At 74.1% G+C, this 14059-nt stretch carries 12 protein-coding genes and 1 tRNA gene; 6 read left to right on the top strand and 7 right to left on the bottom strand.

Translation table 11 applies throughout. The annotated features are described in order from the left end of the window. Positions 1-34: 34 nt before the first annotated feature. The 3 genes from EDF32_RS03920 to EDF32_RS03910 form a co-directional block, all read right to left on the bottom strand. Positions 35-1579, bottom strand: coding sequence for an FMN-binding glutamate synthase family protein (locus tag EDF32_RS03920; protein WP_123307177.1), 1545 nt, complete (start codon positions 1577-1579; stop codon positions 35-37). A 73-nt stretch (positions 1580-1652) separates the two neighbouring features. Further along, on the bottom strand, positions 1653-2366 hold the full coding sequence (locus tag EDF32_RS03915; RefSeq protein WP_123307176.1) for an SDR family oxidoreductase: 714 nt from the start codon (positions 2364-2366) through the stop codon (positions 1653-1655). A 139-nt stretch (positions 2367-2505) separates the two neighbouring features. Beyond that, positions 2506-3876 carry a DUF4232 domain-containing protein gene (locus EDF32_RS03910; RefSeq protein WP_148061562.1) on the bottom strand — a complete coding sequence of 457 codons (1371 nt, stop codon included), beginning with the start codon at positions 3874-3876 and terminating at the stop codon, positions 2506-2508. Between the two features lie 59 nt (positions 3877-3935). On the opposite strand from EDF32_RS03910, the gene EDF32_RS03905 reads away from it, so the two are divergent. The 4 genes from EDF32_RS03905 to EDF32_RS03890 are packed head-to-tail and all read left to right on the top strand — an operon-like array spanning position 3936 to position 8402. Further along, positions 3936-4733, top strand: coding sequence for a GntR family transcriptional regulator (locus EDF32_RS03905; RefSeq protein WP_123307174.1), 798 nt, complete (start codon positions 3936-3938; stop codon positions 4731-4733). Positions 4734-4757: 24 nt separating this feature from the next. Further along, positions 4758-6332, top strand: coding sequence for an MmgE/PrpD family protein (locus EDF32_RS03900; RefSeq protein WP_123307173.1), 1575 nt, complete (start codon positions 4758-4760; stop codon positions 6330-6332). Next, positions 6332-7225 carry a methylisocitrate lyase gene (prpB, locus tag EDF32_RS03895; RefSeq protein WP_123307172.1) on the top strand — a complete coding sequence of 298 codons (894 nt, stop codon included), beginning with the start codon at positions 6332-6334 and terminating at the stop codon, positions 7223-7225. Before EDF32_RS03900 ends, prpB begins: the two co-directional genes overlap by 1 nt. A 40-nt stretch (positions 7226-7265) precedes the next feature. After that, positions 7266-8402 (top strand): bifunctional 2-methylcitrate synthase/citrate synthase, encoded by a 1137-nt coding sequence (locus tag EDF32_RS03890; protein ID WP_123307171.1) that lies wholly within the window; start codon positions 7266-7268, stop codon positions 8400-8402. A gap of 6 nt (positions 8403-8408) precedes the next feature. On the opposite strand, the gene EDF32_RS03885 is transcribed toward EDF32_RS03890, so the two are convergent. From EDF32_RS03885 to EDF32_RS03870, 4 genes are all read right to left on the bottom strand, one after another. Continuing rightward, complete coding sequence (locus EDF32_RS03885; RefSeq protein WP_123307170.1) at positions 8409-9662, bottom strand: NAD(P)/FAD-dependent oxidoreductase; 1254 nt, start codon at positions 9660-9662, stop codon at positions 8409-8411. A gap of 143 nt (positions 9663-9805) precedes the next feature. Next, a tRNA-Pro gene (locus EDF32_RS03880) sits at positions 9806-9879 on the bottom strand. A gap of 96 nt (positions 9880-9975) precedes the next feature. Further along, positions 9976-10935, bottom strand: a complete 960-nt coding sequence (locus tag EDF32_RS03875; protein WP_233565672.1) for a metallophosphoesterase — start codon at positions 10933-10935, stop codon at positions 9976-9978. Further along, positions 10932-13238, bottom strand: coding sequence for a transglycosylase domain-containing protein (locus tag EDF32_RS03870; protein ID WP_123307169.1), 2307 nt, complete (start codon positions 13236-13238; stop codon positions 10932-10934). Before EDF32_RS03870 ends, EDF32_RS03875 begins: the two co-directional genes overlap by 4 nt. 113 nt (positions 13239-13351) lie before the next feature. Here EDF32_RS03870 and EDF32_RS14650 point away from each other — a divergent pair, with 113 nt between their 5' ends. Next, entirely contained in the window at positions 13352-13516 is a 165-nt protein-coding gene (locus tag EDF32_RS14650) for a hypothetical protein (protein ID WP_199734804.1), read from the top strand. Continuing rightward, positions 13516-14016 (top strand): RidA family protein, encoded by a 501-nt coding sequence (locus tag EDF32_RS03865; protein WP_123307168.1) that lies wholly within the window; start codon positions 13516-13518, stop codon positions 14014-14016. Before EDF32_RS14650 ends, EDF32_RS03865 begins: the two co-directional genes overlap by 1 nt. Positions 14017-14059 lie beyond the last annotated feature (43 nt).

Raw genomic sequence — 14059 nt, 5'->3', positions numbered from 1 at the left:
TGGGTGGTGCGCGACGGCGGTGGGTGGACCGGCCTCAGCGCAGGGCGGCGGCGACGGGCCCGAACCGGTCGGGCGACGCGATCGCCCAGTCGGCGGCCCAGGTCGCGGGCGGCTGGTCGAGGAGCTCGCCGGGGGAGAGCCACTCGTAGAGCTCGGCGTAGGAGCGCGTCTGCGTGGCCGACTCCTTGCGCCGCAGCTGCGCGGGGGTCAGCTCGGCGGGGTCGCGCACGCCCATCGCGGCCATGAGGCGCATCGCCTCGTCGACCGTGGCCTTCTGGTAGCGGTAGACGCGCTCGGACTTGTCGCCGACGTCGAGCGCCCGCGCGCGCCGCGGGTTCTGCGTGGTGACGCCGCTCGGGCACCTGTCGGTGTGGCAGCGCTGGGCCTGGATGCAGCCCGCCGCCATCATCATCGCCCGGGCGGAGTTGGTGTAGTCGGCGCCCTGGACGAGGCGCTTGACCAGGTCGCTCGCGCCCGCGACCTTGCCGCTCGCGCCGATCCGCACGCGGTCGCGCAGGCCGGCGCCGACCAGGGCGTTGTGCACGGTCATCAGCCCCTCGGTCAGGGACGTGCCCACGTGGTCCTCGAACTCCAGCGGCGCCGCGCCGGTCCCGCCCTCGGAGCCGTCGACGATGATGAAGTCGGGTGCGGTGCCGACCTCGATCATCGCCTTGCAGATCGCGAGCACGTCGACGCGCGAGCCGACGCACAGCTTGAAGCCCGCGGGCTTGCCGCCGGCGAGGTCGCGCATCCGCGCGACGAACTCGATCAGCCCGGTCGGCGTGGAGAAGACCTTGTGCCCGGGCGGGCTCACGCACTTCTCGCCCTGCGGGACGCCGCGCGTGCGGGCGATCTCGGCGGTGACCTTGGCCGCGGGCAGCACGCCGCCGACGCCGGGCTTCGCGCCCTGGCTCAGCTTGAGCGAGACCGTCTTGATCTGGTCCTTCGCCGCGGTGTCGCGGAAGGTGTCCGCGTCGAAGTCGCCGTCCTTCGTCCGCGCCCCGAAGTAGCCGGTGCCGAGCTCCCAGACTATGTCCCCGCCGTGCTCGAGGTGGTACGGGGACAGGCCGCCCTCGCCGGTGTCGTGCGCGAACCCGCCCATCCGGGCGCCCTTGTTCAGCGCCCGGACCGCGTTCGCGGACAGGGACCCGAAGCTCATCGCCGAGACGTTCAGCAGCGCCATCGAGTACGGGCGGGCGCAGTCCGGGCCGCCGACCGTGACGCGGGCGGGCTCGTCGGGCGCCTCGAGCGGCGCGGTCGTGTGCACGAGGTGCTCGTGCCCGACGCGGTCGACGTCGAGCTCCGTGCCGTACGGCTTCTCCTCGTTGACGCCCTTCGCGCGCTCGTAGATCAGCGCGCGGGTGTCGCGGTCGAAGGGCCGCCCGTCCCAGTCGCGCTCGATGAAGTACTGCTGCAGCTCGGGGCGGACGTCCTCGAGCAGGTAGCGCAGGTGCCCGACGACGGGGTAGCGCCGCAAGATCGTGTGCTTGCGCTGGAGCAGGTCCCATGCTGCGAGGCCCGCCACCCCGGCCCCGACCGCCGTGCCGATCCCCGCCGTCCACGATCTCGCGCCCGCCATGTGCTGCCTCCGTGCTCCTCGGTATGTCCTGATGCCGTTCCGGAGTCTGCCGCGCCCGCGGGCGACTCGCCGGTCAGCGCCCCGCGCGCAGCCACTGCTCCCACGTGGTCGTGCCGATGACGTCGGCGGCGTCGCTGGTCAGCGACCCGCTGCGGATGGGCCGCGGGGCGGGGAGCGGCAGCGGGACGCGGCCGTGCCCGGTGACGCGGGCACGGTGGCGCGAGAGGTCGGTGAGCGTCACCTTCCGGGGCCCGACGACGGTCGTCACCCGGCCCGCGCGCGTCCCGTCGGCGACGTCGACCAGGACCGCGGCCACGTCGTCGGGCAGCACGGGCTGGAACGGCGCGCCGCTGCGCAGCCCGAACCCGTACCGCGCGGCGGAGCCGAGGAGCCCGTCGAGCAGCTGGTGGAACTGGGTGGCGGCGACGACCCGCGCGCGGGGGCAGGCGAGCAGGAGCTCCTCCTGCTCGGCCTTGATCCCGTAGTAGCGCAGCCCGCCCTCGCGGCAGCCGACGATCGAGACGCCGACGACGGGCGTGCCGGCCTCGGCGGTCGCGGCCAGGAGGTTGCGGGTCCCGTCCACGAGGGTCTCGCGGGGACCCTGGGACACGTCGACGACGACGTCGCACCCCGCGAGCGCCTCGGCGAGCCCCGCACCTGTCGCGAGATCGACGGGGTAGGTGGGCGACGAGCGGCCGAGCTCGCGGACGGTGTGCCCGCGCTCGCGGGCGAGGCGCACGACGGGGCGACCGAGCGTCCCGGTGGCACCGATCACGGAGATCTCCATGGGGCATGCCTACCGCACGCCCCTGACAGCCGCCCCCCCGAGAACGCATCGCGCCGAGCACGGGGTTGCCGCCCGCCGAGCACGGCGTCTCCGCCGGGTCAGGGTCGCCGATGCGGCGGCAATGCCGTGCTCGGCGGGCCTAGGGTGCGGCGGGCGCGTACCAGGCGCCGACGTCCACGCTCCCGCCGTCGAGCAGGTCGAGCGAGGTGGGCGCACCCGCGGCCGCCTGGTCCGCGAGCGAGACCTCGACGTCCGGCGTCCCGGCGGCGACACGCACGCCGATCCGCGTGGTGACGTCGGGGTCGAGCGCGGTCGACCCGCCGCGCCAGGACAGCTCGACGCGGGCGGTGGCCCCGGGCGCGACGGCGACGGGCCCGGTCGCCCGGCCCGCCTCGCTCAGGTGCACGGCCTCGTGCGTGACGCCCACGTCGGCCGTGCCGCCGCTCAGCGTGCCGAACGTGAGCTCCGGCGCGCCGTCGAGGGTGCAGGTCGCGGTGCCGCCGTTCGTCAGGGCGAGGGTGATCCAGCGGCGCCCGGACGCGGCGTCCTGCCCGAGGGCCTTCCCGGTGAACGTGCCGCAGGGCTCGCTCGCGTCGGTGTCGGCCGCGGGCGTGCCGCCGTCTGGGTCGCGCCGCGACACCCAGCCGGTCAGGTCGCCGCCCGCCGCGCGCGCGGCCTGCGCCGGTGGTGTCGCGCCGACGCGCACGGTGTAGGCGATCGGGTGCGAGGCCTCGGCCCAGCCCCCGGCGTCGAGCGTTCCGGCGACCGCCCGGGCCGCGTCGCGGTCGGCCACGACGACCTCGACGCGCCCCGCCCCGGACCGTGCGCCGGACCCGGCGAGCGTGCGGTCGTCGTAGGCGACGCCGACGAACCCGGGCGCGTCGCGCAGGTCGGCGAGCATCTGCATCGCCTCGGTCGCGGGCGGCCCGCCGTCGCCGGTCGCGACCGTGTCCTGGGCCGCGGCGAGCCGGGCCAGCGGGGTCCCGCCCTCCCGGACGGCCTGCGCCACCCTGACCAGGTCGTGGCCGAAGGTGGTCCGCACGCTGCTGCGTGCCCCGTCGATCGTCGCCTCGACGACCCCGGGGGAGTGGGCGATGGCGAACGCGTCGGCGGCGATCAGGCCGGGCGGCGCGTGGACCGAGCGGCGCGCGGGCAGGTCGCCGGTGCGCGGCCCGTCCTGGTACCAGGCGTCCCAGGCGAGGCCGTCGGCCTCCCGCGCGAGCAGCTTCTGCGCCGCCGTGGCCTCGTCGCCGTCGAGGGCGGGGCCGACGTCGATCCACCAGGTCGCGCGCCGGCCGGCGGACGCCTCGCTCGGCCCGCGGTAGGTGACCTCCACGCCGTCGATCCCCGGGACCTCGTCCGTCAGGTCGGCGGTGATCTCCTCGGCGCGGTCGACGAGCGCCGCCGGGGCGCCGGAGGCGTCACCGGGACCCTCCCCGCAGCCGGCGAGGGCCGCGGTGCCGGCGAGCGCGAGGGCGGCGGCGAGCGCGGCGCGACGGCGGGGGAGCACGGGCCCAGCGTAGGCGGCCACCGCTTGTATACAGGTGTGCAACGGCGCATCATGGGGCGATGACGACGCCGCGCCCCGCCGAGCCCCTGCCCGCGGGACCGGCCCCCGCCGGGCGGCGTCCGCCCACGGGTAGCGTCGAGGCCGTGCGCCGATCGGTCGCCTCCGTCTCCCGCACCCGCCTGCCCGCCGACGTCGGCACCCTCGGGATCGGCGCTCCGCTCGGCGCGCGGCGCCAGTCCGGCGCCCGGCTCGTCTACGAGCACCTGCGCGCGGAGATCGTCTCCGGCGAGCTCGCGCCGGGCGAGCGCCTGACCGAGCCCGTGCAGGCCGAGCGCCTCGGCGTCAGCCGGACCCCCGTGCGCGAGGCGCTGCGCCTGCTGCAGGCCGAGGCGCTCGTGGAGGAGCTCAGCACGGGTGGCGTGCGCGTCGCCCCGCTCGACGCCGGCGACCTCGGCCGCGTCTACGACGTGCGGTCGCGGCTCGAGGGCCTGCTCGCCCGCGACGCCTGCGAGCGCGCCACGCCCGACGACGTCGCCGCGCTCGACCGGCTCGTGGAGCTCATGTCCCGGGTCGCCGGTGACGAGGCCGAGGTGCTCCGCATCGGGGCCGAGTTCCACGGCGTCGTCGAGACGCTCGCCGCCAACCGCTGGTGCTCGGCGCTGCTGCGCCAGATCCACGGGCACGTCGACCGCTACCGGGCGCTGGCCGCCCACCAGCGCATGGGCGGCACCGACCACGTGACCGAGCACCGCGCCGTCGCCGCCGCGATCCGCGCCGGCGACGCCGACGCGGCCGAGCTCGCGATGCGCCGCCACATCGACCGCAGCGCCGCGCTCGCGGCGCGCTCCCTGACCTGACCGCACCCGACCCGAGAGAGACCGATGCCGCAGACCATCACCCTGACCGTCCACCCGAGCGCCGAGCACCTCGCCCGCGAGGACCAGCTCGCGTGGAAGCTGGCCGAGCTCGCCACGGACCCGGTCGAGCCCACGCCCGAGGTCGTCGAGATGGTGATCAACCGGGTCATCGACAACGCCGCCGTGAGCGCCGCCTCGCTGACCCGCGGCCCGGCCGTCGCGGCCCGGGCGCAGGCGCTCGCCCACCCGTACGTCCCGGGCGCGACCGTCTCCGGCGCCGTGCTCGCCGCCCGCGTGAGCCCCGAGTGGGCGGCGTGGGCGAACGGCGTCGCGGTGCGCGAGCTCGACTTCCACGACACGTTCCTCGCGGCGGAGTACTCGCACCCGGGCGACAACATCCCGCCGGTCCTGGCCGTCGCGCAGCACGTGGGCGCCACGGGAGCCCAGGTGGTGCGCGGCATCGTGACGGGGTACGAGGTCCAGGTGGACCTGGTCCGGGCGATCAGCCTGCACGCCCACAAGATCGACCACGTCGCCCACCTCGGCCCGTCCGCCGCCGCCGGGATCGGCACCCTCCTCGGGCTCGACACCGAGACGGTGTTCCAGGCGATCGGCCAGGCGCTGCACACGACGACGGCCACGCGCCAGTCCCGCAAGGGGCAGATCTCGACATGGAAGGCGCACGCGCCGGCGTTCGCCGGCAAGGTCGCCGTCGAGGCCGTGGACCGGGCGATGCGCGGCCAGACGTCGCCCGAGCCGATCTACGAGGGCGAGGACGGCGTCGTCGCCTGGCTGCTGGACGGGCCCGGGGCGAGCTACGACGTCGTCCTCCCGGCCCCCGGGGAGCCGCGCACCGCGATCCTCGACACGTACACCAAGGAGCACTCGGCGGAGTACCAGTCGCAGGCGCTGATCGACCTCGCCCGCGCCCTGCACGCCGAGCACCCGGAGCTCGCCGACCCCGAGAACGTGGCATCCGTGGTCATCCACACCTCGCACCACACGCACTTCGTCATCGGCTCCGGCGCGAACGACCCCCAGAAGTACGACCCGACGGCGTCGCGCGAGACCCTCGACCACTCGGTGCCGTACATCTTCGCGGTCGCGCTGCAGGACGGCGGCTGGCACCACGTGGACAGCTACGCCCCGGAGCGCGGCGCGCGCCCGGACACGGTCGCGCTGTGGCACAAGATCACCACGGCGGAGGACGAGGGCTGGACCCGCCGCTACCACTCGACCGACCCCGAGGAGAAGGCGTTCGGCGGGCGGGTGGAGATCACGCTGGCCGACGGCGGCACGATCGTCCGCGAGATCGCCGTCGCCGACGCGCACCCGCTGGGGGCGCGGCCGTTCGCGCGCGAGCAGTACGTCGCGAAGTTCCGCACCCTGGCCGAGGGCGTGCTGACGGAGGAGGAGATCGAGCGCTTCCTCGACCTGGCCCAGCGCCTGCCCGAGCTCACGCCGGCCGAGGTGCGGGAGCTGAGCATCGTCGCGCGGCCGGGGCTGCTCGCCTCGGTCGAGGCCCCGACGGGGCTGTTCGAGCTCGGGCGCGACACCCCCACCGACGAGCGCACCACCGACGAGAGCGAGGCCCGCTGATGCTGTACGCGCAGACCACCCCCGCCGCCAAGCGCGAGGCGCTGCGTGCGGCGCTCGCCGGCCCCGGCATCCTCAGGTTCCCGGGGGCGTTCAACCCGCTGTCCGCGCGGCTGATCCAGGAGAAGGGCTTCGAGGGGCTCTACATCTCCGGCGCCGTGCTCAGCGCGGACCTCGGGCTGCCCGACATCGGCCTGACCACCCTGAGCGAGGTCGCGGGGCGGTCCCAGCAGATCGCGCGGATGACGGACCTGCCGGCGATCGTGGACGCCGACACCGGGTTCGGCGAGCCGATGAACGTCGCGCGCACCGTGCAGAGCCTCGAGGATGCCGGCGTCGCCGGCTGTCACATCGAGGACCAGGTCAACCCCAAGCGCTGCGGGCACCTCGACGGCAAGCAGACCGTCGACCTCGCGACGGCCGTCCAGCGGGTCCGGGCGGCGGTCGACGCGCGGCGCGACCCGAGCTTCCTCGTCATGGCCCGCACGGACGTCCGGGCCGCGCAGGGCCTGGACGCCGCCGTCGACCGCGCGAAGGCGCTCGTCGACGCGGGAGCGGACGCGATCTTTCCCGAGGCGATGCGCGACCTCGCGGAGTTCGAGGCCGTCGCCTCCGCCGTGGACGTGCCCGTGCTGGCCAACATGACGGAGTTCGGCAAGTCCGAGCTGTTCACGTCCCAGCAGCTCGCCGACGCGGGCGCGAAGATCGTCATCTACCCGGTGACGCTGCTGCGTGCCGCGATGGGGGCGGCCGAGCGCGCCCTCGACGAGATCGTCGCGACCGGCACCCAGCAGGGCGTCGTCGACCAGATGCAGACCCGCGCGCGGCTCTACGAGCTCGTCGACTACGCCGGGTACAACACGTTCGACTCGGAGATCTTCACCTACCGCCCCTGACGGCCCCTCCCCGAGATCCGCAGCACACGAAGGAGTGAGCATGAGCACCTCAGCACCCGCGCCCGACGACGGTCCCCAGGTCCGCAAGGGCCTCGCCGGCGTCGTGGCGGACGTCACGGCGGTCTCGAAGGTCGACCCGGCGTCGAACTCGCTGCTGTACCGGGGCTACCCGGTGCAGGACCTCGCGGCGCGCCGCTCGTTCGAGGAGGTCGCCTACCTCCTCTGGCACGGCGAGCTGCCGACCGACGCGGAGCTGGCCGCCCAGGTCGAGACCGAGCGGTCCGGGCGCGCGCTGCCCGGCGCCGTCCGCGAGGCCGTCCTGGCGCTGCCGACGACGTGCCACCCGATGGACGTGTGCCGGACCGCGGTGTCCGTCATCGGCGCGCACGACCCGGACGCCGAGGACTCCTCGCCCGAGGCCGAGCAGGCGAAGGCCGAGCGGCTGTTCGCGATGCTGCCCGCCGTCGTCGCCCTCGACCAGCGGCGCCGGCACGGCCTCGGGCTCGTCGGGCCGCGCGACGACCTCTCCTACGCGGCGAACTTCCTGTGGATGACGTTCGGCGAGGAGCAGGCGCCGGAGGTCGTGCACGCGTTCGAGGTGTCGATGGTGCTGTACGCCGAGCACTCCTTCAACGCCTCGACCTTCACGGCGCGCGTGATCACCTCGACGCTCGCCGACCTCTACTCCGCCGTCACGGGCGCCGTCGGCGCGCTCAAGGGACCGCTGCACGGCGGCGCGAACGAGGCCGTCATGGCGGCGTTCGACGAGATCGGCACCGCGGACCGCGCGGAGGCCTGGCTCGACGAGGCGCTCGCCGCGAAGCGCAAGATCATGGGGTTCGGGCACCGCGTCTACAAGCACGGCGACTCCCGCGTGCCGACGATGAAGGCGACGCTCGACGACCTCGTCGCGCACTACGACCGCCCCGATCTCGGCGAGCTGTACGACGCGCTGGCGGGCGCGATGGCCGAGCGCAAGGACATCCTGCCGAACCTCGACTACCCGGCGGGGCCCGCCTATCACCTCATGGGCTTCGACACGCAGACGTTCACGCCGCTGTTCGTCGCGAGCCGCGTCGTCGGCTGGACGGCGCACGTGATGGAGCAGCGGGCCGCCAACGCGCTGATCCGGCCGCTGTCGGAGTACGTGGGGCCCGAGCGGCGCGAGGTGCCGTAGGCCCTCTCAGCCGACGAAGCCGCGCAGGGCGTCGCGGTCGACGGGGCCGGGGCGCTCGACCAGGGCGGCGACCTCGGGCGTCCGGTCCCGCACGTTGAGCGCCATGCCCGCGGCGACGCGGTCGTCCTCGAGCCAGAAGACGACCGCGCGCGACGCCGCACCGTCGTCCAGCGACCCGCTGACGACCAGCTCCGCGTCGTCCGGGGCCGCGACGTGGCCGGTGTACTCCATGCCGAGCTCGTACTGGTCGGTGAAGAAGAAGGGGAGCGCGGTGTACGGGTCGGTGCTGCCGAGCATCGCGCGGGCGGCGTGCCGGCCCTGGTCGTCGGCGCGCGCCCAGTGCTCGATCCGCAGGGTGCGGCCGTAGCGCTCGGAGGGCACGGACGCGACGTCGCCCGCCGCCCAGACGTCCGGGTCGGACGCGCGCAGGCTCGGCCCGACGCCGATGCCCCCGGTCGTCGGGTCGAGCGCCAGGCCCGCGTCCTCGGCGAGGTGGGTGGACGGGACGGCGCCGATCGCGACGAGGACGAGGTCGGCCGCCAGGTGTTCGCCGGTCGTGAGCCGGACGCCGTCGACCCGGCCGTCGCGCCCTGTGACGGCGACCGGCTCGGCGTCGGGCACGAACCGCACGCCCTCGCGGCGGTGCACGTCGAGGAAGAAGCCGCCCAGCTCGCGACCCAGCACGCCGGCGAGCGGCACCGTGGAGCGCCCGACGACGGTCACGTCGAGCCCCCGGGCGCGCGCCACCGCGGCGACCTCGAGCGCGATCCAGCCGGAGCCGAGGATCACGACCCGGCCCGCGCCGTCGTGCGCCGGGCTCCCGGCCGCGAGGTCCTGCATCGCGGCGGCGAGGTGGTCGGCGTCGGCCTGGGTCCGCAGCGAGAGGACGCCCGCCAGCTCGCCGCCGGCGACGGGGAGCGCGCGCGGGGTGGAGCCGGTGGCGACGAGGAGGCGGTCGTAGGCGAGCAGCGCGCCGCTCGCGAGCGTGACGTGGTGGCTCTCGGTGTCGATCCCGACCGCGGGGGCGTGCAGCCGCAGCTCGACGTCGTGCTCCGCGTACCAGGACTCGTCCAGAGCCAGCAGGCTGTGCGCGTCGGCCTTCCCGGCGAGGTAGTCCTTGGACAGCGGCGGCCGCTCGTACGGGTGGCGTCCCTCGCGCCCGACGAGCACGAGCCGCCCGCCGAACCCCTCCGCGCGGAGCGTCTCGGCGGCCCTCGCCGCGGCGAGCCCACCTCCGACCAGGACGAACGACTCACCCATGATGCCTCCGCAGCCGACGACAGTGCGGCCAGTGTGGCAGCGGCAGGGTCACGCGGTGCTGCGGGGACGTGTCCGGCGCGTAACGACAGAACGGGCCGAGCCCGAAGGCTCGACCCGTTCCCTGGTCCTCGGAGGACCCGCTGTCGGGGTGACAGGATTTGAACCTGCGACCTCGTCGTCCCGAACGACGCGCGCTACCAAGCTGCGCCACACCCCGAGTGGTCTACCTCCGCGGCGCTGCCGCCGGAGCGGTGCGTCCCGCTGAGGAAGCCTGCCCAATATAGCCGACGGAACCCCCTACGACGAAACTGGCTCAGCCGCGGGCCGTGAGGGTCAGGAGGGTGGCCTCCGGACGGCATGCGAACCGCAGCGGCACGTAGGGCGAGGTGCCCGCGCCGGCGCACACGTTCAGCCACGTGGAGCCGCGCCCGCCGGGCTCGTCGGGGCGCGCGCCCGGCCAGCCGTGCAGACCCTTGGCCCGACGCCGGTCGACGTCGCAGTTGGTCACCAGCGCGCCGTAGAACGGGACGCAGAGCTGGCCGCCGTGCGTGTGGCCCGCGAGGATCAGGTCGTTCCCGTCGTCGTGCATCGCGTCCAGCACCCGGCGGTACGGCGCGTGCGTCACGCCGAGCCGCAGGTCGTCGTCGGACGCCGCGGGGGAGCCGGGCCGCTCGGGCAGCCCCCCGGGCGCGGGCATCTCGTCGCGGTCCAGGTGGGGGTCGTCGACGCCCACGAGCTCGATGCGCCGGCCGTCCGCGACGACGACGTCCCGCCGGTTGGTCAGGTCGCGCCAGCCCGCGGAGACGAGCGCGCGGGCCAGCTCGTCGGCCGGCAGGTCCGCCGGCCGGTCCGTCCGCGGCGGACGGGAGTCGGGCAGCAGGTAGCGCGCCGGGTTCCGGGGCGTCGGGGCGTAGTAGTCGTTCGACCCCATGACGAAGGCGCCCGGCGCCGCGGCGAGCAGCGGCTCCAGCGCGTGCAGCAGCGGCCGCAGCGCGTCCACGTGCGCGAGGTTGTCCCCGGTGTCGACCACGAGGTCGGGCTCGAGCCCGGCGAGCGAGCGCACCCACGCGATCTTGCGGTGCTGGCCGGGCGTGAGGTGCAGGTCGGAGAGGTGCAGGACCTTCAGGTCCCGCGCGCCGGCAGGCAGGACCGGAACGGTCCGCTCGCGCACCGTGAAGAGCTTCGTCTCGACGTGCGCGTAGGCGACGCCCGCCGCCCCCAGGGCGGCGGCTCCCGCCAGCGCGCGCGCCGCCCGGCGTGCGGCGGCGCTCACTTCTTGTCGGACTTCTTGTCGTCCTTCTTCGCGTCGTCCGCCTTCTTCTCGGCGGCCTTCTTGTCGTCGGCCTTCGAGTCGGCCTTCTTGTCGTCCGCCTTGGCGTCGTCGGCCTTGGAGTCGTCCGCCTTGGAGTCGTCGGACTTCGCCTCCGTCTTCGGCGCGGGCGGCGCCGGGGCGCGGCCGACCATGGAGGCGTCCGGGCCCGGGAAGTCGGTCTTCGGCATCCCCGAGGTCGCGGTGTTCATGTACGACTGCCAGATGGGACCGGCGACCGAGTTCCCGTAGAGGAACGGCTCGTACTTCGTGCCGTTGACGGTGAGGTCGCTGTGGTCGTCGTTCGACTCCGCGTTCCCCACCCACACGGCGGTCGAGACGTACGGCGTGAAGCCGGCGAACCACGTCTGGCTACCGAGCTGCGCGGTCCCCGTCTTGCCGGCCGCGGGCCGGCCGTCGGCGAGCTCGAGCCCCGCGCCGGTGCCCTGCGTCAGCACGTCCTTCATCGCGTAGATCATGGTGTTCGCGATGCGCGGGTCGAGCGCGTTGTCCTTGCAGGACTTCTTCGGCACCTCGAGCGCCTTGCCGTCGGACCCGGTGATCTTGGTGATCGCCATCGGCTCGCAGTAGGTGCCCTCGTCGGCGATCGTCGCGTAGGCCGAGGCCATGCTCAGCGGCGACGACAGGCCGGTGCCGATGATCATCGGGGCGAAGACCTCGATGTCGTCCTCGGTCGGGTCGGCCACGTTCGAGGGTCGGTAGCCCATGTCCCAGGCGGTGTCGCGGATGCCGCAGAGGTCGAGCTGGTTGCCCATCCGCGCGTACGCGGTGTTCACCGAGTCGTACGTGGCCCGCAGCACGCTCATGTTCCCGGTCTCGGTGGACTCGGAGTTGCGGGGCGCCCAGGGGCTGCCGGTGAGCCGCTTGCAGGAGGTCGTGAACGAGGACATCGGGTACGACGCGTGGTTGGCGTTGACGACGTCGTTGAGGGTGCGCCCGCTGCGCAGCCACTCCGCGAGCACGAACGGCTTGAACGCGGAGCCGACCTGGAACCCGCGGGACCCGCCCTGGCCGTAGCCCGCGCTGTAGTTCAGCGAGGTGGTGCCCTTCGCCGGGTCGTCACTCGGGTCGTACTCGCGGTTCTGGGTCATCGCGAGGATCTTGCCCGAGCCGGGCTCGATGCTCACGAGCGCGTCCTCGAGGCCGCTGGAGTCGTCCGCCGGGACGGCCTTTGTGACCTGCTCGAACGCCGACTTCTGCATCTTCGGGTCGACGGTGGTGACGATGTCGAGGCCGCCGCGGTAGAGCAGGTCCTTGCGCTCCTCGGCGGTCTTCCCGAACGCCGGGTCGTTCGTGATCTCGTCGGTGACGTACTGGCAGAAGAACGCGTACTGCTGCGAGGCGGAGCAGCCGGCGCCGACCGGGTGGACGTCGAGCGTCTCCTTGATCGTCTTCGAGCGTGCGTCGTCGTACTGGTCCTTGGTGATGTAGTTCTGCTGGTACATCAGGTTCAGCACGGTGTCGCGGCGGGACTTCGCCTCGTCCGGGTTCTTCGTCGGGTCGTAGGCGCTCGGCGCCTTGGTGACGCCGGCGATCGTGGCGGCCTCCACCGGCGACAGGTCTTCGGCGTTCTTGCCGAAGTAGTAGCGGGCGGCGGTCTCGACACCGTAGACGCCGACGCCGAACTGCGAGATGTTCAGGTACGACTCGAGGATCTGCGTCTTCGACATCTTCTTCTCGAGCGCGATCGCGAGCTTCGCCTCGCGCATCTTGCGCTCGATGGTGTCCTCGCGGGCGTTGAGCGCGGCGAGCTCGTCGCCGTCGCGTGTCGCCTTCTCGATGAGCACGTTCTTCACGTACTGCTGCGTCAGCGTCGACGCGCCCTGCGTGTCGGTGTGGAACGCGTTGTTGACCGCCGCGCGCGCGGTGCCCTCGATGTCGACGCCGCCGTGCTCCCAGAAGCGCTTGTCCTCCGTGGCGACGACCGCGTCCTTCATGTACTGGGAGACCTGGTCGCCGGGGACGACGATGCGGTTCTCGGTCCAGTAGCGGGCGATGACGGTCTTGCCGTCGTTCGCGTAGATCCGGCTCTGCTCGGAGAGCGGGCCCGGCTCGAGGTCGTCGGGCAGGTCGTCGAAGATCTGCACCGCCGAGTCCGTGGCGGTCTTGGTCGCGGCGGCGAACGGGAGGAACATCCCGCCGACGAGCAGACCGCCGACGCCGGCGACCAGGACGAGCGCGAGGAGGAGCGCGACGAGCTGGAAGACGTTGACGTGACGGCCGTCGGCCCGGGCAGGAGAAGACATGCCGACCAGCGTACGGGAGGGTCCACGGAGGATACGGGGACTGTGACGCGTTCCGGTGTGGACATGATGTGTGAGTCCTGCGGACCGGGTGCGCCCCTGGCTAGGCTCACCCCATGGCAACCACCTGGGAGTACGCGACCATCCCCCTGATCATCCACAACACCAAGGCGGTGCTCGACCAGTGGGGCTCCGACGGCTGGGAGCTCGTCCAGGTCGTCCCCGGGCCGGACGGCGCCGGGCTCGTGGCCTACCTCAAGCGCCCGTCCGGGGACGCGTAGTGGCCGCACCGGGCAGGTCGGGCAGGTCAGGCGCCGTCGCCGAGCGGCTCGCGGAGCTGGGCATCGAGCTGCCGCAGGTCGCTGCGCCGCTGGCCGCCTACGTCCCGGCCGTCGTCAGCGGCCGCTACGTCTACACCTCGGGCCAGCTGCCGTTCGTCGACGGGGCGCTGCCGGTGACGGGCAAGGTCGGGGCCGGGGAGGGGCTCGTCGAGCCGGAGGAGGCGGCGCGTCAGGCGCGCACGTGCGCGCTCAACGCGCTGGCCGCCGTGCAGGACGTCGTCGGCAGCCTCGACCGGGTCGCGCGGGTGGTCAAGGTCGTGGGCTTCGTCGCCAGCGACCCGTCGTTCACCGGGCACCCGGCCGTGGTCAACGGCGCGAGCACCGTGCTCGGCGAGATCTTCGGGGCCGCGGGCGTGCATGCCCGCTCGGCGGTCGGCGTCGCGGCGCTGCCGATGGACGCGCCCGTCGAGGTCGAGATCGTCGTCGAGCTGACCGACTGAGGGCACCCGCCCCCAGCGCCGAGAAGCCACTTTCCGCCCCGAG

The sequence above is a fragment of the Cellulomonas sp. PhB143 genome (assembly GCF_003752595.1).
GTDB lineage: Bacteria > Actinomycetota > Actinomycetes > Actinomycetales > Cellulomonadaceae > Paraoerskovia.
The sequence above is the reverse complement of the archived record's forward strand: the minus strand, read 5'-3'. Positions and strand labels throughout refer to the sequence as shown.